This is a genomic window from Pseudomonas sp. B21-032 (assembly GCF_024748965.1).
In the GTDB taxonomy this organism is placed as follows: Bacteria; Pseudomonadota; Gammaproteobacteria; order Pseudomonadales; family Pseudomonadaceae; genus Aquipseudomonas.
This window is the reverse complement of sequence record NZ_CP087180.1, coordinates 4,267,744-4,288,978: the sequence shown is the minus strand read 5'-3', so window position 1 is coordinate 4,288,978 and position 21,235 is coordinate 4,267,744. Positions and strand designations below refer to the sequence as shown.

General features: G+C 62.7%; 18 protein-coding genes, 5 tRNA genes and 1 pseudogene. 15 read left to right on the top strand and 9 right to left on the bottom strand.

Annotated features, from left to right (window positions below):
* Positions 1–80: 80 nt before the first annotated feature.
* Positions 81–830, top strand: a complete 750-nt coding sequence (locus LOY54_RS19720; RefSeq protein ID WP_093380533.1) for a sulfite exporter TauE/SafE family protein — start codon at positions 81–83, stop codon at positions 828–830.
* Here LOY54_RS19720 and LOY54_RS19715 read toward each other — a convergent pair.
* Positions 820–1,674, bottom strand: a complete 855-nt coding sequence (locus tag LOY54_RS19715) for a LysR family transcriptional regulator (RefSeq protein WP_258607649.1) — start codon at positions 1,672–1,674, stop codon at positions 820–822. The two genes, LOY54_RS19720 and LOY54_RS19715, sit on opposite strands and share 11 nt — an antisense overlap.
* A 97-nt stretch (positions 1,675–1,771) precedes the next feature.
* On the opposite strand from LOY54_RS19715, the gene LOY54_RS19710 reads away from it, so the two are divergent.
* The gene (locus tag LOY54_RS19710) at positions 1,772–2,002 is read left to right on the top strand and encodes a DUF1127 domain-containing protein (RefSeq protein WP_309475654.1); all 231 of its coding nucleotides are present in this window, start codon (positions 1,772–1,774) and stop codon (positions 2,000–2,002) included.
* Positions 2,003–2,060: 58 nt separating this feature from the next.
* On the top strand, positions 2,061–3,293 hold the full coding sequence (locus tag LOY54_RS19705) for a winged helix-turn-helix domain-containing protein (RefSeq protein ID WP_258607647.1): 1,233 nt from the start codon (positions 2,061–2,063) through the stop codon (positions 3,291–3,293).
* On the opposite strand, the gene LOY54_RS19700 is transcribed toward LOY54_RS19705, so the two are convergent.
* Entirely contained in the window at positions 3,290–4,636 is a 1,347-nt protein-coding gene (locus LOY54_RS19700) for a class II 3-deoxy-7-phosphoheptulonate synthase (protein WP_093380541.1), read from the bottom strand. The genes LOY54_RS19705 and LOY54_RS19700 overlap by 4 nt on opposite strands.
* Positions 4,637–4,765: 129 nt before the next feature.
* On the opposite strand from LOY54_RS19700, the gene LOY54_RS19695 reads away from it, so the two are divergent.
* Complete coding sequence (locus LOY54_RS19695) at positions 4,766–5,521, top strand: spermidine synthase (RefSeq protein WP_045195222.1); 756 nt, start codon at positions 4,766–4,768, stop codon at positions 5,519–5,521.
* A gap of 321 nt (positions 5,522–5,842) precedes the next feature.
* Positions 5,843–7,538: pseudogene (locus LOY54_RS19690) on the top strand (DEAD/DEAH box helicase).
* A 104-nt stretch (positions 7,539–7,642) separates the two neighbouring features.
* On the opposite strand, the gene LOY54_RS19685 reads toward LOY54_RS19690, so the two are convergent.
* On the bottom strand, positions 7,643–8,410 hold the full coding sequence (locus tag LOY54_RS19685) for a class III extradiol ring-cleavage dioxygenase (protein ID WP_258607646.1): 768 nt from the start codon (positions 8,408–8,410) through the stop codon (positions 7,643–7,645).
* A gap of 104 nt (positions 8,411–8,514) precedes the next feature.
* On the opposite strand from LOY54_RS19685, the gene LOY54_RS19680 reads away from it, so the two are divergent.
* The gene (locus LOY54_RS19680) at positions 8,515–9,165 is read left to right on the top strand and encodes a thiopurine S-methyltransferase (protein WP_258607643.1); all 651 of its coding nucleotides are present in this window, start codon (positions 8,515–8,517) and stop codon (positions 9,163–9,165) included.
* A 47-nt stretch (positions 9,166–9,212) separates the two neighbouring features.
* Here LOY54_RS19680 and htpX read toward each other — a convergent pair whose 3' ends face one another.
* Entirely contained in the window at positions 9,213–10,100 is an 888-nt protein-coding gene (gene htpX / locus LOY54_RS19675) for a protease HtpX (protein ID WP_045195215.1), read from the bottom strand.
* Positions 10,101–10,325: 225 nt separating this feature from the next.
* Positions 10,326–11,537, bottom strand: a complete 1,212-nt coding sequence (locus LOY54_RS19670; RefSeq protein ID WP_123567230.1) for a pyridoxal phosphate-dependent aminotransferase — start codon at positions 11,535–11,537, stop codon at positions 10,326–10,328.
* A gap of 167 nt (positions 11,538–11,704) precedes the next feature.
* Between LOY54_RS19670 and msrB the strand changes: the two genes are divergently transcribed.
* Positions 11,705–12,097 (top strand): peptide-methionine (R)-S-oxide reductase MsrB, encoded by a 393-nt coding sequence (gene msrB, locus LOY54_RS19665; RefSeq protein WP_258610738.1) that lies wholly within the window; start codon positions 11,705–11,707, stop codon positions 12,095–12,097.
* A 15-nt stretch (positions 12,098–12,112) separates the two neighbouring features.
* Entirely contained in the window at positions 12,113–12,598 is a 486-nt protein-coding gene (locus tag LOY54_RS19660; RefSeq protein ID WP_045195209.1) for a glutathione peroxidase, read from the top strand.
* On the opposite strand, the gene LOY54_RS19655 is transcribed toward LOY54_RS19660, so the two are convergent.
* Positions 12,591–14,951, bottom strand: coding sequence for a response regulator (locus tag LOY54_RS19655; RefSeq protein WP_258607642.1), 2,361 nt, complete (start codon positions 14,949–14,951; stop codon positions 12,591–12,593). The two genes, LOY54_RS19660 and LOY54_RS19655, sit on opposite strands and share 8 nt — an antisense overlap.
* 82 nt (positions 14,952–15,033) lie before the next feature.
* Between LOY54_RS19655 and LOY54_RS19650 the strand changes: the two genes are divergently transcribed.
* Together LOY54_RS19650 and LOY54_RS19645 are read left to right on the top strand one after the other, a co-directional pair.
* Positions 15,034–15,924, top strand: coding sequence for an ATP-binding protein (locus LOY54_RS19650; protein ID WP_045195206.1), 891 nt, complete (start codon positions 15,034–15,036; stop codon positions 15,922–15,924).
* Positions 15,921–16,403, top strand: a complete 483-nt coding sequence (locus LOY54_RS19645; protein ID WP_093380555.1) for a GAF domain-containing protein — start codon at positions 15,921–15,923, stop codon at positions 16,401–16,403. Before LOY54_RS19650 ends, LOY54_RS19645 begins: the two co-directional genes overlap by 4 nt.
* Positions 16,404–16,506: 103 nt before the next feature.
* Here the strand turns inward: LOY54_RS19645 and LOY54_RS19640 are convergent, their stop codons facing one another.
* Complete coding sequence (locus LOY54_RS19640) at positions 16,507–17,274, bottom strand: hypothetical protein (RefSeq protein WP_045195204.1); 768 nt, start codon at positions 17,272–17,274, stop codon at positions 16,507–16,509.
* Positions 17,275–17,609: 335 nt separating this feature from the next.
* Between LOY54_RS19640 and LOY54_RS19635 the strand changes: the two genes are divergently transcribed.
* The 5 genes from LOY54_RS19635 (at position 17,610) to LOY54_RS19615 (ending at position 18,190) form a co-directional block, all read left to right on the top strand.
* Positions 17,610–17,685 (top strand) — tRNA-Glu (locus LOY54_RS19635).
* A gap of 2 nt (positions 17,686–17,687) precedes the next feature.
* A tRNA-Gly gene (locus LOY54_RS19630) sits at positions 17,688–17,763 on the top strand.
* 103 nt (positions 17,764–17,866) lie between these two features.
* Positions 17,867–17,942: transfer RNA gene (locus LOY54_RS19625), tRNA-Glu, on the top strand.
* Positions 17,943–17,947: 5 nt separating this feature from the next.
* Positions 17,948–18,023: transfer RNA gene (locus LOY54_RS19620), tRNA-Gly, on the top strand.
* Between the two features lie 91 nt (positions 18,024–18,114).
* Positions 18,115–18,190 (top strand) — tRNA-Gly (locus tag LOY54_RS19615).
* Positions 18,191–18,293: 103 nt separating this feature from the next.
* Here LOY54_RS19615 and LOY54_RS19610 read toward each other — a convergent pair.
* Positions 18,294–18,701 (bottom strand): PA2817 family protein, encoded by a 408-nt coding sequence (locus LOY54_RS19610; protein ID WP_045195203.1) that lies wholly within the window; start codon positions 18,699–18,701, stop codon positions 18,294–18,296.
* A 68-nt stretch (positions 18,702–18,769) separates the two neighbouring features.
* Positions 18,770–21,217, bottom strand: coding sequence for an acyl-CoA dehydrogenase (locus LOY54_RS19605; RefSeq protein ID WP_258607641.1), 2,448 nt, complete (start codon positions 21,215–21,217; stop codon positions 18,770–18,772).
* Positions 21,218–21,235 lie beyond the last annotated feature (18 nt).

Here is a 21,235-nt window from a genome sequence, read left to right as displayed (position 1 = left end):
AGCCATTGTGCGTTGTTGTGCGTTTCCCCGCTAGCGCCAGCTCGGTAGCATGCAGCGCTTGGCACTTAAGAGAGACAGCAATGATCGAGTGGGTGATGTACATAGCGCTGGGCGCGGCACTGGGTACCGTGGGCGGGTTGTTCGGCATTGGCGGCGGGCTGATCGCGATTCCGGCGCTGGGGGTGCTGTTCGGCCTAGACCAGCAACTGGCCCAGGGCACGGCGTTGGTGATGGTGGTGCCCAACGTGCTGCTGGCACTGTGGCGGTATCACCAGCGCAATCGCATTGAGCTCAGGCATGCGCTGCCGCTGGCGGCGAGCAGTTTTGTGTTTGCGTGGCTGGGTTCGATCTGGGCGGTGGGCGTCGATGCCCAGGCGATGCGCTTTGGCTTCGTGTTGTTTCTGGTGGCGCTGGCGGCCTGGAACCTGGCGCGGATGTTCATGCGCACGGCGCAGCCATCCAGTGAACTGCGCCAGCCCTGGCCGTGGCTGGGCGTGCTGGGCAGCGGCGCCGGGGTGCTGGGCGGCTTGTTCGGGGTCGGCGGGGCGGTGGTGGCAACGCCGGTGCTGACCAGCGTGTTCGGCACCACCCAGGTGGTTGCCCAGGGTTTGTCGCTGGCGTTGGCGGCCCCGAGTACGGCCGTTACTTTGCTGACTTATGGTCTGCATCAACACGTGCAGTGGAGCATGGGCATCCCGCTGGCGGTCGGTGGCTTGCTGAGCATCAGTTGGGGTGTGAAACTGGCTCACGCCTTGCCGGAAAAAGTCCTGCGTTCGCTGTTCTGCGGCTTTCTGGTGCTGTGCGCGGTAATGCTCGCGTTCAAGATCTGAAGCCCTCGATGATGTAGTCGGCCAGGCAGTCGGTCATTTCCGACTGCGTGGTGCGATTGCGCAGCAGCATGATGCTGGCGGTGGGCAGTGGGGGCAGGCCTTCGGCCTCGCCGATGATCTGCAGGTCGCTGGTGATCAGGCTGTGCAGCTGCGCGGTGACCGCCAGGCCGGCGCTGACCACGGCCATGATCGCCGCAGTGCTGGCGCTGGTGTAGGCGATCCGGTACTCCTTCTCGATGGCATCCAGGGCGTTGCAGGCCCAGGTCCGGCAGTAACAATCGCAGTTGAACATCGCCAGCGGCAGCGGGTTGTGCTCATGCGGGCAGAAGCCCTGGGCCTGCACCCAGACTGCGCGCTCGCGGCGCAGCAACTGGCCGATTTCGTTGCCAGGCTCGCGAGTGACGATGGTCAGGTCCAGATCCTGGCGTTGCATCAGCTGCCGCGAACTTTCGCAGTGCACCTCGACCTGCACCAACGGATAGGCCTGGGCAAAACTTGAGAGGATGCCTGGCAAAAAGCGCATGGCGTAGTCGTCCGGGGTGCCGATGCGCACCACCCCGACCATGTGCGGCATGCGCAGGGTATTGAACACCTCGCCGTGCAACTTGAGGATCCGCCGGGCATAGCCCAGCAGCACCTGGCCCTCGGCGGTCAGGCGCACCTGGCGGCCATCGCGCTCGAAAAGCTGGCGCTGGATGATGTCCTCTTCCAGGCGCTTCATCTGCATGCTTACCGCCGACTGGGTACGGTTGACCACTTCGCCGGCGCGGGTGAAGCCGCCGTGTTCGGCAATGGCGACAAAGGTGCGCAGCACGTCGGAATCGATACTCTGGTACTGGGACAAGGCATCAATCTCCTAGATGTATTACATAAGAAACATTCGTTGGATTGATCTTATGCCCGACCTGACACTGTCGTCATCCCAACAGGAGGGTAAGACGATGAAAGGTCAGAAGTCGCTTGTTCTGCAGTACTCAACGTCCCGGCACAGCTGGTTTTACTACCTTGGCCAAGGCTTCAGTCAGCAACTGCTGCGCTGGCGCCAACTGCATCGCCAGCGCCTTGAACTGGCGCGCCTGAGTGACGCGGCGCTGGACGATATCGGCTTGAGCCGCGCCGATATCCTGCGCGAGGTGGAGCGCCCGTTCTGGGATGATCCGCTGAAAAAATGAGTCGCGTCATGGCGGTGCCACGACTAGTGTAAGTGGGCTTGTTCACAAGGAGCCGGGCATGCCCACCACACAGTCCCTTTCCCTGGCCCAGGCGCGCCGCCTGGCGTTGTCGGCTCAAGGCTTCAACAATCGGCAGGCGAGCCCGTCGCTCGGAGCCGCGCAACTTAGCCGGATGATCGAACGCCTGGGTGTGGTGCAGATCGATTCGGTCAATGCCCTGGTGCGTTCGCACTACCTTCCGCTGTTTTCCCGCCTCGGCAGTTATCCACAGGCGCTGCTCGATCAGCTGGCCTGGGGGCGCAACCGTCAACGCAAACTCTTCGAATACTGGGGGCATGAGGCCTCGCTGTTGCCGCTGCAGCTGTATCCACTGCTGCGCTGGCGCATGGAGCGTGCGCGCCAGGGGCAGGGGATCTATCAACAGCTGGCGCGTTTTGGCCGCGAGCAGCAAGCGACCATTGCCCGGGTGCTGGCGGCGGTGACCGAGCACGGCGCCCTCGGCGCTGGCAGCCTGTCGACCCGCCAGGAGCGCGCCGGGCCCTGGTGGGACTGGAGTGCGGAGAAGCACGCGCTGGAATGGCTGTTTGCCGCAGGGTTGGTCAATGTCGCCGGCAGGCGCGGGTTCGAGCGCTTGTATGATTTGCCCGAGCGGGTACTGCCGGCTGCATTGCTTGAGCAACCACCACTGCCGGAGGCCGACGCTCAGCGTGGGCTTTTATTGCATGCCGCACAGGCGCTGGGCGTGGCCACCGAGAAGGACCTGCGCGACTACTTTCGCCTGGCCCCCGGCGACAGCCGCGCACGCCTGGCCGAACTGGTCGAGGAGGGGCAATTGCAAGCCTGTGCGGTACAGGGCTGGACGCAAGCGGCGTATTGCCTGGAGGCGCCAAAGGTGCCGCGCAAAGTGAGCAGCAGCGCCTTGCTTTCACCCTTTGACTCGCTGGTCTGGGCGCGTGAGCGCACCGAGCGGCTGTTTGACTTTCGTTACCGCCTGGAGATCTACACGCCGGCGCCCAAGCGCGTGTACGGCTATTACGTGTTGCCGTTTTTGCACAACGAACGGATTGCCGCGCGGGTCGACCTGCGCGCCGAGCGTGCCAATGACTGCCTGGCAATCCACGCGGTGCACGAAGAGCAGCCGGGGCTGGATGACGCGGGCATGCAGGCCCTGGCCGACAACCTGCAGCGCATGGCCAGCTGGCTGGGCCTGGCCGAGGTGCAGTTGCACTGCCCGCGCGCCAGCGCCGCACGCTTGCGCGTGGCGCTGGCCGCTGGCCGCTGGCCGCGTTAGCGACGCACTTGCTTGAGGGTTTCGGCGATCAGGAACGCCAGCTCCAGCGACTGATCGGCATTCATTCGCGGGTCGCAATGGGTGTGGTAGCGGTCGCAGAGGGCGTCTTCGGTGATGGGGCGTGCGCCGCCAATGCATTCGGTGACGTTCTGCCCGGTCATCTCGATATGGATACCACCGGCATGGCTGCCTTCGGCCTGGTGCACCTGGAAGAACTGCTTGACCTCGCTGAGGATCTGGGCGAAATCGCGGGTCTTGTAGCCGCTGCTGGCCTTGATGGTGTTGCCGTGCATCGGGTCGGAACTCCACAGCACCTGGCGGCCTTCGCGCTCGACGCTGCGAATCAGCGCCGGCAGGTGTTCGCCGACCTTGTCGGCGCCCATGCGCACGATCAGGTTGAGGCGGCCGGGGTCGTTGCTGGGGTTGAGCACGTCGATCAGGCGGATCAGCTCTTCGGTGTTCATGCTTGGCCCGACCTTGACCCCGATCGGGTTGTTCACCCCGCGCAGGAACTCGACGTGGGCGCCATCGAGCTGACGGGTGCGATCGCCGATCCAGAGCATGTGCGCCGAGCAGTCATAGTAGTCGTTGGTCAGGCTGTCGCGGCGTACAAAGGCCTCTTCGTAGTTCAGCAGCAGCGCTTCGTGGGCGGTGAAGAAGCTGGTTTCCCGCAGCTGTGGCGAGCTGTCCAGGCCGCAGGCGCGCATGAATGCCAGGGTTTCGTCGATGCGGTCGGCCAGCTGGCTGTATTTTTCTGCCAGCGCCGAGTTGGCGATGAAGTCCAGGTTCCACTTGTGCACCTGATGCAGGTCGGCGAAGCCGCCCTGGGCAAAGGCGCGCAACAGGTTGAGGCTGGCGGTGGACTGGTGGTAGGCCTGCAGCAGGCGCTCCGGATCGGGGATCCGGCTTTCTTCGTCGAAACCGATGCCGTTGACGATGTCGCCACGGTAGGCCGGCAGGGTGACGCCGCCAATGGTCTCGTCGCCCGCCGAGCGCGGCTTGGCGAATTGCCCGGCCATGCGCCCGATCTTGACCACCGGGCAGCCGGCGGCGAAGGTCATGACAATGGCCATTTGCAACAGGACCTTGAAAGTGTCGCGAATCTTGGCTGCGGAAAACTCGGCGAAGCTTTCGGCGCAATCACCGCCCTGGAGCAGGAAGGCCCGGCCCTGGGTGACTTCGGCAAACTGGCGGCGCAGCTCCCGCGCTTCACCGGCGAACACCAGCGGCGGATAGCTGGCCAGGGTCTGCTCGACCTTGAGCAGATGGGCAGCATCGGGGTAGCTTGGTTGCTGCTGGATCGGCAGGGCGCGCCAGCTGTCAGGACTCCAGGGGTGGTTCATTGCGGGCTCGATCTGTTCGGAAAGGGGCTGTCTGCCATGTTAACAGGTGGCGCATGCCTTGTTGCACTGGCGCTATTGACAGACAATGGCGGTTTTTGCGCGATACGGCGGCGTCTGCCGGGAGACAGCATGACAGTGGAACGGGTAGAGCGACTGCTGGCCCAGGTGCAGGACCAGTACGGCACCATCAGCGTGCTGGAAGTCGACGACTATCGCTTTCTCGAATTTGGCGAGGCGATCGAGCAGAGTTGCGTGTTCACCGCCGACCCGAGCTGGCTGGAGTACGACTACACCCGTGCCATGCTGATCGGCGCGCTGGCTCACGCCGAGCCCGAGAGCGCGTTGTTCCTGGGGCTCGGTGCCGGCACCCTGACCCAGGCCTGCCTGAAATTCCTGCCGCTGGAAGACGTCGAAGCCATCGAGTTGCGCCCGGATGTGCCGCGCCTGGCCATCGAGTACATGGGCCTGGATGACGACCCGCGCCTGTACATTCGTATCGGCGATGCCATGGAGCTGCTGGAGACGGCCGAATCCGCCGACCTGATCTTCGTCGACCTCTACACCGACCACGGCCCGGGTGTCGCCCACCTGGCCTGGAGCTTTCTGGAAAACTGCCAGAAACGCCTGAACCCCGGCGGCTGGCTGGTGATCAACCAGTGGGCCAGCGACGACGGCAAGCCACTGGGTGCGGCGCTGCTGCGCGGCCTTTATCATCGGCATTACTGGGAATTGCCGGTCAAGGAGGGCAATGTGATCCTCATGGTCCCGGCTGACCTCGACCAGCAGCTCGATCTGCCGGGCCTGACCGCGCGGGCCGAGGCGCTGGCGCCGCAACTGGGCTACTCGTTGCAACCGCTGATCGGTGCGATTCGCCCGGCGTCCTGAGGCGCGTCACCGTGTCACTGGCGGAAAATCGATTCAGCCGCCAGTGTCGTCCACTTTCCGGGCCCGCCGTTACGTGGCCTGGCGCTGGCGTGTTTCATGAAAAAAATCTCCCGTGAATGGCGAATTCAGGTATAGTACGCGCCGGTCTTTCACCGGACCTCGTTTAAGGTGTGCAATTCCCCGAAGCCAGCTTCGGCTGCGCGTCCGCACTGCGGACTCTCCTTGACGTTCCTTTTTTTCTTCAATCGTTTTCGCAAATCCCCGCCGACAAAGCTGCCAGGGTGACCTTCGGGTCTTACAAGGCATGTGCAGCTTTGGAGCATGGGTCTTTGCGGATGCACTTAGAGGCAGACCCATGACCCAGGAAACCGGCGGCTTCGCCGCTCTCGAACTTCATCCGAGCATTGTTGCTGCAGTGCTGGCTACCGGCTACGAAGAGCCGTCCGCCATTCAGCAGCAATCGATCCCGATTATTCTCGCTGGTCACGACATGATCGGTCAGGCGCAGACCGGCACCGGTAAAACCGCTGCCTTCGCTCTGCCAATCCTGCACCGCATCGACCCGAGCAAGCGCGAGCCGCAAGCCCTGATCCTGGCGCCAACCCGTGAGTTGGCGCTGCAAGTAGCCACCGCTTTTGAAACCTACGCCAAGCAAATGCCGGGCGTAACCGTGGTGGCCGTATACGGTGGTGCCCCGATGGGCCCACAACTGAAAGCTATCCGTAACGGCGCGCAAATCGTCGTTGCTACCCCGGGCCGTCTGTGCGACCACCTGCGTCGCGACGAGAAAGTCCTGGCAACCGTCAACCACCTGGTGCTCGACGAAGCCGACGAAATGCTCAAGCTGGGCTTCATGGATGACCTCGAAGTGATCTTCAAGGCCATGCCGGAAAGCCGTCAGACCGTACTGTTCTCGGCCACTCTGCCTGCATCCATCCGTGCCATCGCCGAGCGCCACCTGCGCGAGCCGAAGCACGTCAAGATCCAGAGCAAGACCCAGACCGTTACCGCTATCGAACAAGCCCACCTGATGGTCCACGCCGACCAGAAGGTTTCTGCTGTCCTGCGTTTGCTGGAAGTGGAAGAGTTCGACGCGCTGATCGCCTTCGTGCGTACCAAGCAAGCCACCCTGGACCTGGCCAGCGCCCTCGAAGCCAAAGGCTACAAAGCCGCTGCGCTGAACGGTGACATTGCCCAGAACCAGCGTGAGCGCGTCATCGACTCGCTCAAAGATGGCCGCCTGGACATCGTCGTCGCTACCGACGTCGCTGCCCGTGGTCTGGACGTACCGCGCATCACTCACGTGTTCAACGTCGACATGCCGTACGACCCGGAGTCCTACGTTCACCGTATCGGCCGTACCGGCCGTGCCGGTCGCGAAGGCCGCGCGCTGCTGCTGGTTACCCCGCGCGAGCGTCGCATGCTGCAGGTGATCGAGCGTGTTACCGGTCAGAAGGTTGCTGAAGTTCGCCTGCCGAACGCCCAGGCCGTTCTCGATGCGCGCATCAAGAAGCTGACCAACAGCCTGGCGCCGCTGGTTGCTGACGCCGAGTCGACCCACGGTGATCTGCTTGATCGCCTAACCGCCGACATCGGTTGCAGCCCGCGTGCCCTGGCCGCTGCCCTGCTGCGCAAGGCTACCAACGGTCAGGCCCTGACCCTGGAAGCGGTCGAGAAAGAGCAGCCGCTGGTTCCGACCTACACTCCGCGTGAGCGCACTGGCGATCGTCCAGAGCGTGGCGAGCGTGAGCGTCGTGCACCCATGCCGCTGGGCGAAGGTCGTGCGCGTTGCCGTACCGCGCTGGGCGCGCGTGACGGTATCGCCGCCAAGAACCTGCTGGGCGCGATCCTCAACGAAGGCGGCCTGGCCCGCGAAGCGATCGGCCGCATCCAGGTGCGCGACAGCTTCAGCCTGGTCGAGCTGCCGGAGGAAGGTCTGGAGCGTCTGCTGACCAAGCTCAAGGACACTCGTGTTGCCGGCAAGCAGCTGAAGCTGCGCCGCTACCGCGAAGACTGATCCGCGAGCGATAAAAAAATCCCCGACTGGTTCGGGGATTTTTTTTGCCTGTACGAGGTGATGTGTTGGCTTGACCCGCGATCGGTCGCAATCCAGCGACAGGATCAATCGAACCGGTAAATATCCATCCCCAGCGCCCCCAGCGTAAACCCCTGATGGGCAATCCCGAATCGCCCGCCCGCACCCCGGGCGAAATACAGCGGCAACAGGTGCTCATCACTGGGATGATTGCGCACGGCAAACGGCGCCTGCTGGCGGTAGTCGTGCAAGGCGGGGGTGTCATCGGCTACCAGCTTGTCGATTATCCAGTCGCGAAACGCCAGGGCCCAGGGCTCGACGCTTTCGGGTCCAGCCTGCCAGTCGAGCTCGCGCAGGTTGTGGGTAATGCTCCCCGAGCCAATCAGCAGGATGTTGTCCTCGCGCAATTGCGCCAGCGCCTTGCCCACCTGCTCCTGCAGCTGCGGGCCCATCTGACTTGGTAGAGACACCTGTACTACGGGGATGTCGGCTGCCGGGTACATCAGCGACAGCGGCACCCACACGCCATGATCAAACGGGCGCTTGGGGTCGAGGTGCGCGGCTAGCCCGGCATCGCCCAGCAGGCCGATCAAGCGCTCGGCCAGTGCCGGCTCGCCAGGAGCGGGGTACTGCACGGCATACAGGGCGGCAGGAAAGCCACCGAAGTCATGCCAGGTTTCTGGTTGCGGGTGGCTGCTGACCCACAGCTCGCGGCTCTCCCAGTGCGCCGAGACCACCACGATGGCTTTGGGTCGCGGTAGCTCTGCGGCCAGGCGCGTCAGGGCCGGGCCGCTGGCACCGGGCTCGAGGGCGAGCATGGGCGAGCCGTGAGAAATAAACAGGCTGGGCAGCATGGAGAGGGTCCTGGCGGTTAAGATGGGCCCATCTTCCGGCAGATCATTGATCTGATTCCAATATAAGTTTTCGCATAATCTGATCGAATAATTCGAGGTATGCCATGCAGGCAGAGTTCTGGCACAAGCGTTGGGCAGATAACCAGATCGGCTTTCACCAGCGCCAGGTCAACGGCGACCTGCAACAGTACTGGCCCAGCCTGGGCCTGGCGCCCGGCAGCAAGGTGCTGGTGCCGTTGTGTGGCAAAAGCCTCGACCTGGCCTGGCTGGCCGGGCAGGGCCATCAGGTGCTCGGCATCGAGCTGTCCCAGCGGGCGGTGGAGGATTTCTTCAACGAACAGCGGTTGACGCCCGAAGTCGGCCAGCGGGGCGCGTTCAAGACCTATCGCAGTGGCAACCTGCAGCTGTGGTGTGGTGATTTCTTCGCCCTGAGCGCCGAAGATGTTGCCGACTGCACCGCGCTGTATGATCGGGCCGCAGTGATTGCCTTGCCGCCTGCGTTGCGCCAGCGCTATGCCGCGCTGCTCAGTGGCTATATGGCGTCCGGGTGTCGGGGGCTGTTGATCACCATGGATTACGACCAGGCCCTGCTGCCGGGCCCGCCCTTTGCGGTGGTTGATGCCCAGGTGCGGCAACTGTTCGCTGACTGGCAGCCGCATGAGCTTGAGGCGCGGGATATTCTCGCCGAGAGCCCGAAGTTCGTTCAGGCCGGGGTGCCGATGCTATTTGAGCGGGTGTACCGCCTGCAGCGCTGAAATGCAAAAGGGCGACCGAAGTCGCCCTTTTTTATTGCTGCTACCGATCAGCCGCGACGGCGCAGGGCTTCGATGCGCTCTTCCAGCGGCGGGTGGCTCATCAGCAGGCCGGCCAGGCCCTGCTTGAGGCCGCCGTTGATGCCGAAGGCGTTGAGGGTGTCGGGCATGTGCACCGGCACACCTTGTTCCGAGCGCAGGCGCTGCAGGGCGCCGATCATCGCGTTGGTGCCGGCCAGGCGGGCGCCGGCTTCGTCGGCGCGGAACTCGCGTTTGCGCGAGAACCACATGACGATGATGCTGGCCAGGATGCCCAGTACCAGTTCGGCGACGATGGTCGCGATGTAGTAGGCAATACCCTGGCCTTCTTCGTTCTTGAAGATCACCTTGTCGACGAAGTTGCCGATGATGCGGGCAAAGAACATCACGAAGGTGTTGACCACGCCTTGCACCAGGGCAAGGGTGACCATGTCGCCGTTGGCCACGTGGCCGATCTCGTGAGCCAGTACGGCGCGCACTTCATCGGGCGAGAAGCGCTCGAGCAGGCCCTGGCTGACCGCTACCAGGGCGTCGTTGCGGTTCCAGCCGGTGGCGAAGGCGTTGGCCTCGTAGGCCGGAAAGATACCCACTTCGGGCATCTTGATGCCGGCTTCGCGGGACAGTTCCTCGACGGTCTGCAGCAGCCATTGTTCGTGGCGGGTGCGCGGTTGGCTGATGATCTGGGTGCCGGTGCTCATCTTCGCCATCCACTTGGAGATGAACAGCGAGATCAGCGAGCCGGCAAAACCGAACACCGCGCAGAAAATCAGCAGCTGGTCGAGTTTGAGGTCAACCCCGTTGGCCGCCATGAACCCGTTGAAGCCAAACAGGCTCAGGGTAATGCTGGCAATCAGCACAACCGCGAGGTTGGTGGCCACAAACAGTAAGATGCGCATCATGGTTGTTACGTTCTCCTGACGGATAAAAGTGTCACGTATGCGGGGTATATAAGGTGCGCGCTGCAGTGATTCAACCGGGCGACTATTTCAAACTGTGTACTTGCCTTTATTACAGACGAATTCCAGCAACCCGCACGCCAGAGCGGCGGGTGCTGTAAGGGCTGAATGCTGGGTCTGAAAGGTCTGCGCCGAGGGCGGCGCAGACGTTTCCATATGCGCAGTAGGTTACTGCTGATATGTCTTCAGGAAGTTTCCGATGCGGCCAATGGCCTGCTCGAGGTCGTCGACCCGTGGCAGGGTCACGACGCGGAAGTGATCCGGCCACGGCCAGTTGAAGGCAGTGCCCTGGACGATCAGCAGCTTTTCCGACAGCAGCAGGTCGAGGACGAACTTCTCGTCGTTGTGGATCGGGCAGACTTTCGGGTCGATGCGCGGGAACGCATACAGCGCGCCCATCGGCTTGACGCAGCTGACCCCGGGGATGCTGTTGAGCAGCTCCCAGGTGCGGTTGCGCTGCTCAAGCAGGCGGCCTTGTGGCAGTACCAGGTCGTTGATGCTCTGGTAGCCGCCCAGGGCGGTCTGGATCGCGTGCTGGCTCGGCACGTTGGCACACAGGCGCATGTTGGCCAGCATGTCGATGCCTTCGATGTAGCTCATGGCGTGATGCTTGGGCCCGGAGATGGCCAGCCAGCCGGAGCGGAAGCCCGCCACCCGGTAGGACTTGGACAGGCCGTTGAAGGTCAGGCAGAGCAGGTCCGGGGCCAGCGAGGCGGTGCTGATGTGCACGGCTTCGTCATAGAGGATCTTGTCGTAGATCTCGTCGGAGAACACCACCAGGTTGTGCTGGCGGGCCAGCTCGAGCATACCCAGCAGCAGTTCGCGCGAGTACACCGCGCCGGTCGGGTTGTTCGGGTTGATGATCACCAGGGCCTTGGTGTTGGAGGTGATCTTGGCCTTGATGTCGTCCAGGTCCGGGAACCAGTCGGCCTGCTCGTCGCACAGGTAGTGCACCGGGTTGCCGCCGGCCAGGCTCACCGCGGCGGTCCACAGCGGGTAGTCCGGGGCCGGGATCAGCACTTCGTCGCCATTGTTGAGCAGCGCCTGCATCGACATCACGATCAGCTCGGAGACGCCGTTGCCCAGGTAGATGTCTTCGATACCGACACCTTCGACCTGTTTTTGCTGGTAGTACTGCATCACCGCCTTGCGCGCGCTGAACAGGCCCTTGGAGTCGCTGTAACCCTGGGCGGTCGGCAGGTTGCGGATCACATCCTGGAGGATCTCGTCCGGCGCCTCGAAACCAAAGGGCGCCGGGTTGCCGATGTTCAGCTTGAGGATGCGATGGCCTTCCTCTTCCAGGCGTTTGGCGTGCTTGAGCACCGGGCCGCGAATGTCATAGCAGACATTGGCGAGCTTGTTCGATTTGCTGACCTGCATGATGTGATCCCGATTAGAAAAGATCGCCGCGCATTGCGCTGTGAAAACGTTTGAAATGCGTATGACGCGGGTGCCAGACTGATGTCTGATGAGGCGCAATAATATACGTGCCGCCCGCCCTGTGGAAAAGCCATGGCGCGGGGTTTTTGGACAGATGAGGCCTGATGATGGAAAAACTCGCGAAAACCCTTGAAGAATGGCGTGCCATGCTCGACCCCGAGCAGTACGACGTGTGCCGCCTGAAGGGCACCGAGCGGCCGTTCAGCGGCAAATACAACGCCACCAAGACCGACGGCGTCTACCATTGCATCTGCTGCAACGAGCCGCTGTTCGATTCGAGCAGCAAATTTGATTCCGGGTGCGGCTGGCCTAGCTTCTATGAGCCGATTGCCGACAGCGCGATGATCGAAATTCGCGATACCTCCCACGGCATGATTCGTACCGAAGTCACCTGCGCCAAGTGCGACGCCCACCTGGGCCACGTATTTCCCGACGGTCCGCCGCCGACCGGGCTACGCTACTGCATCAACTCGGTCTGCCTGGACCTGGTGCCACGCTGACAAAGGAGCAAGGTCATGGCCGACGCAATGCTGAAGATTCCCTGCATTACCCTGACCGGTGAGCAAAAAGCCCTGGCCGATTACCCGGCCAAGGCAGTGCTGGTGGTCAACACCGCCAGCCAGTGCGGATTTACCCCGCAATACAAGGGCCTGGAGCAGCTCTGGCAACGTTACCGCGAGCAGGGGCTGGTGGTGCTGGGCTTTCCCTGCAACCAGTTCGGCAAGCAGGAGCCGGGCGATGCGAGCGAGATTGCGCAGTTCTGCGAGCTCAAGTTTGGGGTCAGCTTCCCGTTGTTTCGCAAAATCGAAGTCAACGGCGCCGGAGCCCATCCGCTGTTTATCGAGCTGAAAAAGCGCGCCCCAGGGCTGTTCGGCTCCGAAGGCATCAAGTGGAACTTCACTAAGTTCCTGCTCGATCCGGCCACCGGCAAGGTCACCCGCTATGCTCCGAGCACCAAGCCGGACGCCTTGGCCGGTTCGATCGAGAAACTGCTCAGGTAGCCGTCAACGGCACCCAGTGATCGATCAGCGCCAGCAATTCCTCGCGGCGAAACGGCTTGGCCAGGTAGTCGCTCATCCCTGCGGCCCGGCAGCGCTCGCGCTCTTCGGGCATGGCGTTGGCGGTCAGGGCGACGATCGGTAGGTCTGGCCAGCGCCCGCTCTGGCGGATCCGCCGACTGGCTTCATAGCCGTCCATCACCGGCATGTTGCAGTCCATCAGCACCAGGTCGAAGGGTGACTGCTCCAGCTGTTCGAGGGCGTCGGCGCCATGGGCGGCGACGCTGACCTCACAGCCGAGCTTGGCCAGCATACCCTTGGCCACCAACTGGTTCACCGGGTTGTCCTCGACCAGCAGGATGCGTGCACGGCGTTCGCTGTGCGAGGCGCCGCCAAGCGGTGACTGGTTGATGTGGTCGGCGCCGTGCAGGGTGCGCCGAAGTGTCTGATACAGGGCGTTGCGGGCCAGCGGTCGGGCCTGCTGCTGCAAGGGCGCCAGGTGCGCGGCCTGTTCGCCGGGCAGGAAATTGCCATAGGCGGTAACCAGCAGGATTGGCGCACTGACCTGCGGACGCAAACTGAACAGGCAATCCAGGTCGTCGGTGATCAGCAGGTCCGGGGTCGCGTCCTTGAGTTGCTCTGGCGTGTCGTAGCGCTGGTAGTCCAGGCCCCAGCCGGGCAGCAGTGTCTGCAGCAGTTCGGCCAGGCCGCTGCTGGCATTGCTGATGGCCGCAACGCTGCCGTGCAAAGGTTGCGCGGGCACCGCCGCAGTATGGCTGGGCAATGGCAGCTCGGCGCTGAACTGGCTGCCGAAGCCGGCTTCGGAACTGATGCTCAGGCGCCCTTGCATGGCTTCGCAGAGGTTATTGGTCAGCGCCAGGCCTAGGCCGGTACCGCCGTATTGGCGGGTGATACCGGCGCCGGCCTGGGTGAAGGGCTGAAAGATCCGTACCTGGGCTTCGCTGGGGATGCCGATGCCGGTGTCGCAGACATCCAGGCGAACGCCGCCGGCGTAGCTGCAAAGGCGCACATCGACACGGCCAAAGCGAGTGAACTTCAAGGCGTTGGACAGCAGGTTGCTGACAATCTGCCGTACCCGTGTCGGGTCGCCGAGCACCATCGAGGGAAACTGCGGGTCGATCAGGCAGGTCAGCTCGACACTGGGCGCGGCGTTCTGCGACAGCAGGTTGGCGGTGTCTTCGACCAGCGCGCCGAGGTCGAAGGGAATGCGTTCAAGCTCCAGTTGCCCGGCATCGAACTTGGACAGGTCGAGAATATCGTTGAGCAGCTCGACCAGAACCTTGCCCGAGTCGTGGGCAATCGACAGCTGCTGGCGCTGCTCGGCATTGAGCGGGCTGTCCAGTGACAGCGCGATCATCCCCAGCAGGCCATTGAGCGGGGTGCGAATCTCGTGGCTCATGTTGGCCAGAAAGGCCGCGCGTGCCTGGGCCATGTCCAGGGCGCGGCGCCGGGCGTCTTCGAGTTCTTCGTTGGACTGGCTGAGGCGAGTGTTGCTGGCCTTGAGCTCGTTGGTGCGCGCCGAGACGATGTTCTCCAGCTCGTTGAGGTAGTCGGTCAGGCGGTTTTCGGCGTTGCGCCGCTGCTGGATCTCGGTGGCCATGCTGACGAACTGCTGGTTGGCGACCTTTACCAGCACGCCGATTTCGTCCTGCTCGTGGCCGGGTGGAAACGACAGTTTGGACTGCGCCGGGTTGCGCGAATCACTGTTGCTCAGGGCGCTGATCACCCGAACCAGCGGCTGGGTCAGCATGATGTAGAACAGGCCGAGAAGAATCCCGGTCAGGACCAGGCTGCGCACAAAGCCATTGAGCAAGGTGACTTCGGCGCGCTTGAGAAAGCGGCTGCCAAAGGCAAAGGTATCGACGTCCAGGTACAGGGTGCCGAGGTATTCGTCGGGCATATGGCTGAGAAACAGCTGGTCGCGAAACTGGCGCGATTCGCCGAAGAGGAAATCGCTGATCAGCCGGTAGCTGCTTTCCTGGCGTGGGCGCTGAACATCGGCGAGGACGGTGTCGTTGTTGTCGATCAGCCAGGCGCGGGTGATCGCCGGCGATTGCAGCAGCCCGCGGGTCAGTTCCTGGGCCAGTTCGGCATCGATGTTATAGGCGATGCGCGAAGCCGGGTTATGGCTGATTTGCAGCAGCGCCTGCATCTCGCGGTTGATGGAGGCGTCTTCACTGGCATAATCGATACCGATCTGGATGAGACTGAGCAATGTACCCAGGATGAAGCCGACCAGGACCGTCAGCCGGGCTTGCTTGTAGGACAGGCGATTGGTGAACTTGATATCCATGAGTCCCGAGCCAGTTTCACGTTCCGTGCGCTGCGCAAGCATAGCCGATCAGTCCCGGCTGCTGGCACGCCCTGTCACACATTCAGCTGTGCTTTTGTCCTTGCATCTGTCTTGAGGAATTCTTGTGGACTCACGTTTGAATGCTTTTCTGGAGCGCGCCGAAACCGTACTTGCGCGCCTTGAGCCCCTGTTGCCGGCGCCACGCCCGAGCATCGACTGGTCGCAATGCCTGGCTGCGCGCTGGCAGCGCGATGGCCGTAGCGGCTACCTGCTGCCGCTGCAGGTCAGCCTCGACATGCGCCTGTCCGACCTGATCGGCGTCGATCAGCAGCGCGAGCAACTGGGGCGCAACACCCGCCAGTTTCTCGATGGCATGCCGGCCAACCACGCATTGCTGTGGGGCTCGCGCGGTACCGGCAAGTCGTCGCTGGTGCGCGCACTGCTGGCCGAGCATGCAGAAGCCGGCCTGCGCCTGATCGAAATCGAGCGCGATCACCTGGCCGACCTGCCGCGGGTGGTCGAGCAACTGCAGAAACTGCCGCAACGCTTCGTGTTGTTTTGCGATGACCTCTCGTTCGAAGCCGGGGAGGGCGACTACCGGGTGCTCAAGAGCGTACTCGATGGCTCGCTCGAACAGGCGCCGGATAACGTGCTGCTGTATGCCACCTCGAACCGCCGCCACCTGGTGCCGGAAAAACAGAGCGACAACGAAAACTGGAAGATGGTTGACGGCGAGCTGCATCCCAACGAAGCGGTGGAGGACAAAATTGCCCTGTCTGACCGCTTCGGCCTGTGGCTGTCGTTCTACCCCTTCACCCAGGAGCATTTCCTCAACGTGGTCGAGCACTGGATCACCCAGCTGGCGCAGAGCGCTGGCCTGGCCTGGCGCCGCGACGAGGAACTGGACATTCTCGCTGTGCGCTGGGCAACCGGTCGCGGCAACCGTAACGGCCGTTGTGCCTACCAGTTCGCCCGTTACTGGGTGGGACTGAAACTGTTGGAGCAAAAATCATGATCGACCTCAACGCTACCGGCGCCGGCCTCGAAGGCTACGGTCTGCTGGCGGCACAACTGGAAGCCCTGCTGGCCGATGAGCGTGACTTCATCGCCAACGCCGCGCAGTTTTCGGCGTTTCTCTACAGCCAGGTCGAAGACCTGAACTGGGCCGGCTTCTACCTCAACCGCAACGAGCAACTGCTGCTGGGGCCATTCCAGGGGCAGGTGGCCTGCGTGCGCATCCCGTTCGGGCGTGGTGTGTGCGGCGCGGCTGCGGCCAGCCGGGAAACCCAGCGGGTGGAAGATGTGCACGCGTTTCCCGGGCACATTGCCTGCGACAGTGCATCGAACAGCGAGCTGGTGATTCCGCTGGTAAAGGATGGCCGGTTGATTGGCGTGCTGGACCTCGACAGCCCTAAGCTTGCACGTTTCAGTGAAGTGGATCAGGCGGGGCTGGAGCGTTTGGCGGGGATTTTCCTGCGACTGACCGATTGCTGATGAGCGCTTTGCACTCGATCGCTGGCAAGGCCAGCTCTCACAGGTCTTGTATGTAGCGAACCTTGTGGGAGCCGGCCTTGCCGGCGATTGGGTCAATTAGAACTCAGTCGTAGATGACCTTTTTCTTCCAGTCTTCGGTGGTATCGGTCTTCAGGCCTTCGGTCAGGGCGTTGGTTTCGTCCTCGGCCGGTTCCAGCTGGCTCAACACCTGGGCATTGGCGCGGGCCAGCAGCTTCTCCATGTATTCCAGTTGTTCGCGGTAAATCACCGGGTCAGGCTGCTTGCGCAGGTATTGCACGCCACGCTCGAAGGCCAGGCGCGCGTGCCCGGGCTGGTTCTGTTGCAGCGCCTGCTGGCCGAGGTTGTTGAAGAACTCGATGTGCAGCAGCACCAGGATGTGGCGAATTTCCTTGACCCAGTACTTGGCCTCGTTGGTCGGCAGGAAGCCTTCCTGGGCGGCGCGGGTGATCTGGTTGTGCATGCCTTCCAGCAAAAAACGCACATCCTTGGCCCGGGCTTCGGTCTGGATCGGCATCGGCGGGTTGTTCACCGGCAGTGCTTCACCTTTGGCAATCAGCCCTTCGAGTTCGGCGATCCGTGCGCGAATATCGCGGCTGTGCTTGTCCAGGGCCAACTGGCGCTGGTTGAGGTTGAGTTCCAGGCGGGTCAACAGCAACTTGAGGGCCGGGGTCATCAACTGGCCAGGAAAGGTTTCGGTGATTTCGCCACAACGGCGCAAACGTTCGGCCAGCTCGATCTTCAGCCGGGCACGCTCGAGCTTGTTGTTCTCGACCACGTTGTTCAGGTAGCCGATCACGATCAATAACGCGATCCCCGCTACTATAAGCAGGGTGATCAGAAGTGGTGTCACCGTTAACGCCTCATACAGGATGATTTACTGTTTGAGTGTAGTGGCTAAGCTTTTAGCCGGATAGAGCTGTTTGGCGGTTGCCCGGGGGCGATTGATGGCCTTTTGCTGGTAGATCGCCGTGGCTGCTGGGCCGAAGGCGGGTAGGGCGTCAGAAAATAATCGTCAAGCCTCAGGCGCGCGTTGCCCTGGCGCAAGGCTGCAAAGCGCCGGGAAGTCATTGATTTAAATAAATTTATACAGAGGGGTTGACGGCTTATCAAAGCATCCCTAGAATGCGCGCCACTTGCAGCGTAAAGCACACAGCGGAACGCGGCAGGGAGTGAATGTTGTAGCGTGTCCCCTTCGTCTAGTGGCCTAGGACACCGCCCTTTCACGGCGGTAACAGGGGTTCGAGTCCCCTAGGGGACGCCAATGCGGGAATAGCTCAGTTGGTAGAGCACGACCTTGCCAAGGTCGGGGTCGCGAGTTCGAGTCTCGTTTCCCGCTCCAGTTTACAAAGGCTTTGCTTAACGGCAGGGCTTGTAAAAACCCAGCGTCAGATCTTTATGGTTTGAGTTGGTAACTGAAGCATGCATTGCATGTTTCGGGCTTCGTCCCCTTCGTCTAGTGGCCTAGGACACCGCCCTTTCACGGCGGTAACAGGGGTTCGAGTCCCCTAGGGGACGCCATTTTTGCGGGAATAGCTCAGTTGGTAGAGCACGACCTTGCCAAGGTCGGGGTCGCGAGTTCGAGTCTCGTTTCCCGCTCCAAATATGGTGCTCCAGCGTTTGATAACGCTGTAGTGATGGAACAAGGGCGTCAGTGCTTGTTCTTGCCGGTCCAGCCGGTCGCTACAAATTTGCGGGAATAGCTCAGTTGGTAGAGCACGACCTTGCCAAGGTCGGGGTCGCGAGTTCGAGTCTCGTTTCCCGCTCCAAATAAAGAAACGCCGTTCGTTTGAACGGCGTTTTTTTTCGTCTCGATTTTATCCGCTGTCTGCGTGCGGCAGGGCTGTTGTCAGCCCTGCGCAGCTTCATCGCTTAATGCTTGCTGTCGTCGTCCGACATGCTCAGCAGCTGTTTTTCCTGGTTCCAGTCGAAGGGTTCATCATTCTGCTCGGCCTCGAAGCGGCGCTCTTCCAGTTCCTGGTACATGTCCAGTTCGTTCTCCGGCATGAAGTGCAGGCAGTCGCCGCCAAAGAACCACAGCAGGTCGCGCGGTACCAGGTGCGCGACCTGTGGATAACGCTGGATGACCTGGCACATCAGGTCCTGGCCAAGATAGGTGCTTTCCGGGTCGACGGGCAGTTGCAGCATCAGATCGTCGAAGCGCTCCAGAAACAACGCGTGGCTTTCTTCCGGCACCTGCTCGGCTTCGCCCAGGGCAACCAGGATGGTGCGCAGGTGGGTGAGCAGGGCGAGATGGTATTCCAGGCGATCGGTAGCCATGCAGGCAGTCCTCTTGAGCAAAAACGGGCGCGGGAGTATACGGCTCCCGGCGCCCGATGTCCCGGCCCTTAGCGAATCTTGCCGTCGGCCGGTAGCAGTTGCCCCTTGTCGAAGGCGTCGACATCGATCACCCGCCGGCGTGCCGACTCAGCAGCATGCAGGCTTTGCGCCTCACTGGCTTGCAGCACGCCAGCGTGCAGCGCCGCGTCGATAATCGACTCGCCTGGCGCAGGGTCAACCTGGCCACTCTTGACGGCCTGGTGCAGTTTTTTACGCAGCGGCGCGCCGGCGCTGAGTAAATCGCAGGCCTGTTGCAGGGCGGCAACCGGATCGCCGTCCGTTTGCGGCCGATAACAACCGGCAAGCAGCTCCTCCAGCGCCGGGTCACCCTTGGCGCGGCCGATCAGTTCGGCAATCTCCGCGTCCAGTTCGTCGCTTGGCCCGGTATGCCGGCGGCCGAAGGGGAACACCACCAGGCGCAGGGCGCAACCGAGCAAGCGGTTGGGGAAGTTGTCGAGCAAGCGGTCCAGGGCTTTTTCGGCTTGGCCAAGGCTCTCCTCCAGGGCCCAACGCAGCAGCGGTTGCAGGTGCTCGGGCGAGTTCAGGTCGTGGTAGCGCTTGAGCGCCGCCGAGCCCAGGTACAGGTGGCTGAGCACATCGCCCAGGCGCGCCGACAAACGCTCGCGACGCTTGAGTTCGCCGCCCAGGAGCATCATGCACAGGTCGGCGAGCAAGGCGAACGCCGCCGCCTGGCGATTGAGGGCGCGGAAGTAACCTTGGCTTAACGCGTCGCCCGGGACTTTCTCGAAATGGCCCAGGCCCAGGCCGAGCACCAAGGTACTGGCGGCGTTACCGACGGCAAAACCAATATGCTGCATCAGCAGGTGATCGAACTCCTTGAGCGCCTGGTCGTGGTCTTCGCGACCGGCCAGGGCCATTTCCTTGAGTACGAACGGATGGCAGCGAATCGCCCCCTGGCCGAAGATCATCAGGTTGCGCGAGAGGATGTTGGCGCCCTCGACGGTGATGAAGATCGGCGCGCCTTGCCAGTTGCGTCCCAGGTAGTTGTTCGGGCCCATGATGATGCCCTTGCCGCCGTGCACGTCCATGGCGTGCTGGATGCATTCGCGCCCGCGCTCGGTGAGGTGGTACTTGAGAATCGCCGACAGCACCGAGGGTTTTTCGCCCAGGTCCACGGCCTTGGCGGTGAGCAGTCGCGCACTGTCCATCAGGAAGGCGTTGCCGCCAATGCGTGCGAGGGATTCCTGGATACCTTCGAAGGCCGCCAGCGGCACGTTGAACTGCTCACGGATCTGCGCGTACTGGCCGGTCACCAGGCTGGTGTACTTGGCTGCACCAGTGCCCACGGCTGGCAAGGAAATCGAGCGGCCCACCGACAGGCAGTTCATCAGCATCATCCAGCCCTTGCCGAGCATGTCCTGGCCGCCGATGAGAAAGGCCAGCGGCACGAACACATCTTTGCCGCTGTTGGGGCCGTTCATGAACGCCGCGCCCAGGGGCAGGTGACGCTTGCCGATTTCGACGCCGGGGGTGTCGGTGGGAATCAGCGCGAGACTGATGCCCAGTTCTTCTTTATCGCCCAGCAGGTGTTCGGGGTCGTAGGCCTTGAAGGCAAGGCCGAGCAGGGTCGCGACCGGTCCGAGGGTGATGTAGCGCTTTTCCCAATTCAGGCGCAGGCCGATGACTTCCTCGCCTTGCCACTGGCCTTTGCAGATGATCCCGGTGTCGGGCATGGCGCCAGCATCGGAGCCGGCCAGCGGACCGGTGAGGGCGAAGCAGGGGATTTCGTCGCCGCGGGCCAGGCGCGGCAGGTAGTGATTGCGCTGCTCGTCGGTGCCGTAGTGCAGCAGCAGTTCGGCCGGGCCGAGGGAGTTGGGCACCATCACGGTGGAAGCAAGGTCGCCGCTGCGGGTCGCCAGCTTCATTGCCACCTGCGAGTGGGCGTAGGCCGAAAAGCCCTTGCCGCCGTACTCCTTGGGAATGATCAGGGCGAAGAAGCCGTGGCTCTTGATGTGCTCCCAGGCCGCGGGGGGCAAATCCAGGTCCTGGCCGATCTGCCAGTCGCTGACCATGGCGCAGAGTTCTTCGGTGGGGCCGTCGATAAAGGCTTGTTCTTCTTCAGTGAGTTCGGCCTTGGAGTAGCCGAGCAGGGTGTTCCAGTCCGGTCGGCCGCTGAACAGCTCGCCGTCCCACCACACGGTGCCGGCGTCGATGGCTTCGCGTTCGGTCTGCGACATTGGCGGCAAGGTGCGCTGGAACCAGCCGAACAGGGGCGCGGTGAGCACTTTGCGGCGCAGGTCGGGGAGCAGCAGGGGCGCGGCGACGGCGGCCAGCAGCAGCCAGAAAATTGTCAGCAGCCAGCCTGGGGCGTGGCTGAAAATGCCCACCGCCAGCAGGTACAGGGCAACGATGCCCAACGCCGGCAAGGCGGCGATGCGACGGTGGGCCAGGTAAGCCACGCCGATCACCAGGACCACTAACCACAACAGCAACATAGGAATTCCTCCGTGAAA

Coding starts and splice junctions, on each gene's coding strand:
- LOY54_RS19720 (WP_093380533.1), top strand. CDS start 81: ATGATCGAGTGGGTGATGTACATAGCGCTGGGCGCGGCACTGGGTACC.
- LOY54_RS19710 (WP_309475654.1), top strand. CDS start 1,772: ATGAAAGGTCAGAAGTCGCTTGTTCTGCAGTACTCAACGTCCCGGCAC.
- LOY54_RS19705 (WP_258607647.1), top strand. CDS start 2,061: ATGCCCACCACACAGTCCCTTTCCCTGGCCCAGGCGCGCCGCCTGGCG.
- LOY54_RS19700 (WP_093380541.1), bottom strand. CDS start 4,636: ATGAACCACCCCTGGAGTCCTGACAGCTGGCGCGCCCTGCCGATCCAG.
- LOY54_RS19695 (WP_045195222.1), top strand. CDS start 4,766: ATGACAGTGGAACGGGTAGAGCGACTGCTGGCCCAGGTGCAGGACCAG.
- LOY54_RS19685 (WP_258607646.1), bottom strand. CDS start 8,410: ATGCTGCCCAGCCTGTTTATTTCTCACGGCTCGCCCATGCTCGCCCTC.
- LOY54_RS19680 (WP_258607643.1), top strand. CDS start 8,515: ATGCAGGCAGAGTTCTGGCACAAGCGTTGGGCAGATAACCAGATCGGC.
- htpX (WP_045195215.1), bottom strand. CDS start 10,100: ATGATGCGCATCTTACTGTTTGTGGCCACCAACCTCGCGGTTGTGCTG.
- LOY54_RS19670 (WP_123567230.1), bottom strand. CDS start 11,537: ATGCAGGTCAGCAAATCGAACAAGCTCGCCAATGTCTGCTATGACATT.
- msrB (WP_258610738.1), top strand. CDS start 11,705: ATGGAAAAACTCGCGAAAACCCTTGAAGAATGGCGTGCCATGCTCGAC.
- LOY54_RS19660 (WP_045195209.1), top strand. CDS start 12,113: ATGGCCGACGCAATGCTGAAGATTCCCTGCATTACCCTGACCGGTGAG.
- LOY54_RS19655 (WP_258607642.1), bottom strand. CDS start 14,951: ATGCTTGCGCAGCGCACGGAACGTGAAACTGGCTCGGGACTCATGGAT.
- LOY54_RS19645 (WP_093380555.1), top strand. CDS start 15,921: ATGATCGACCTCAACGCTACCGGCGCCGGCCTCGAAGGCTACGGTCTG.
- LOY54_RS19610 (WP_045195203.1), bottom strand. CDS start 18,701: ATGGCTACCGATCGCCTGGAATACCATCTCGCCCTGCTCACCCACCTG.
- LOY54_RS19605 (WP_258607641.1), bottom strand. CDS start 21,217: ATGTTGCTGTTGTGGTTAGTGGTCCTGGTGATCGGCGTGGCTTACCTG.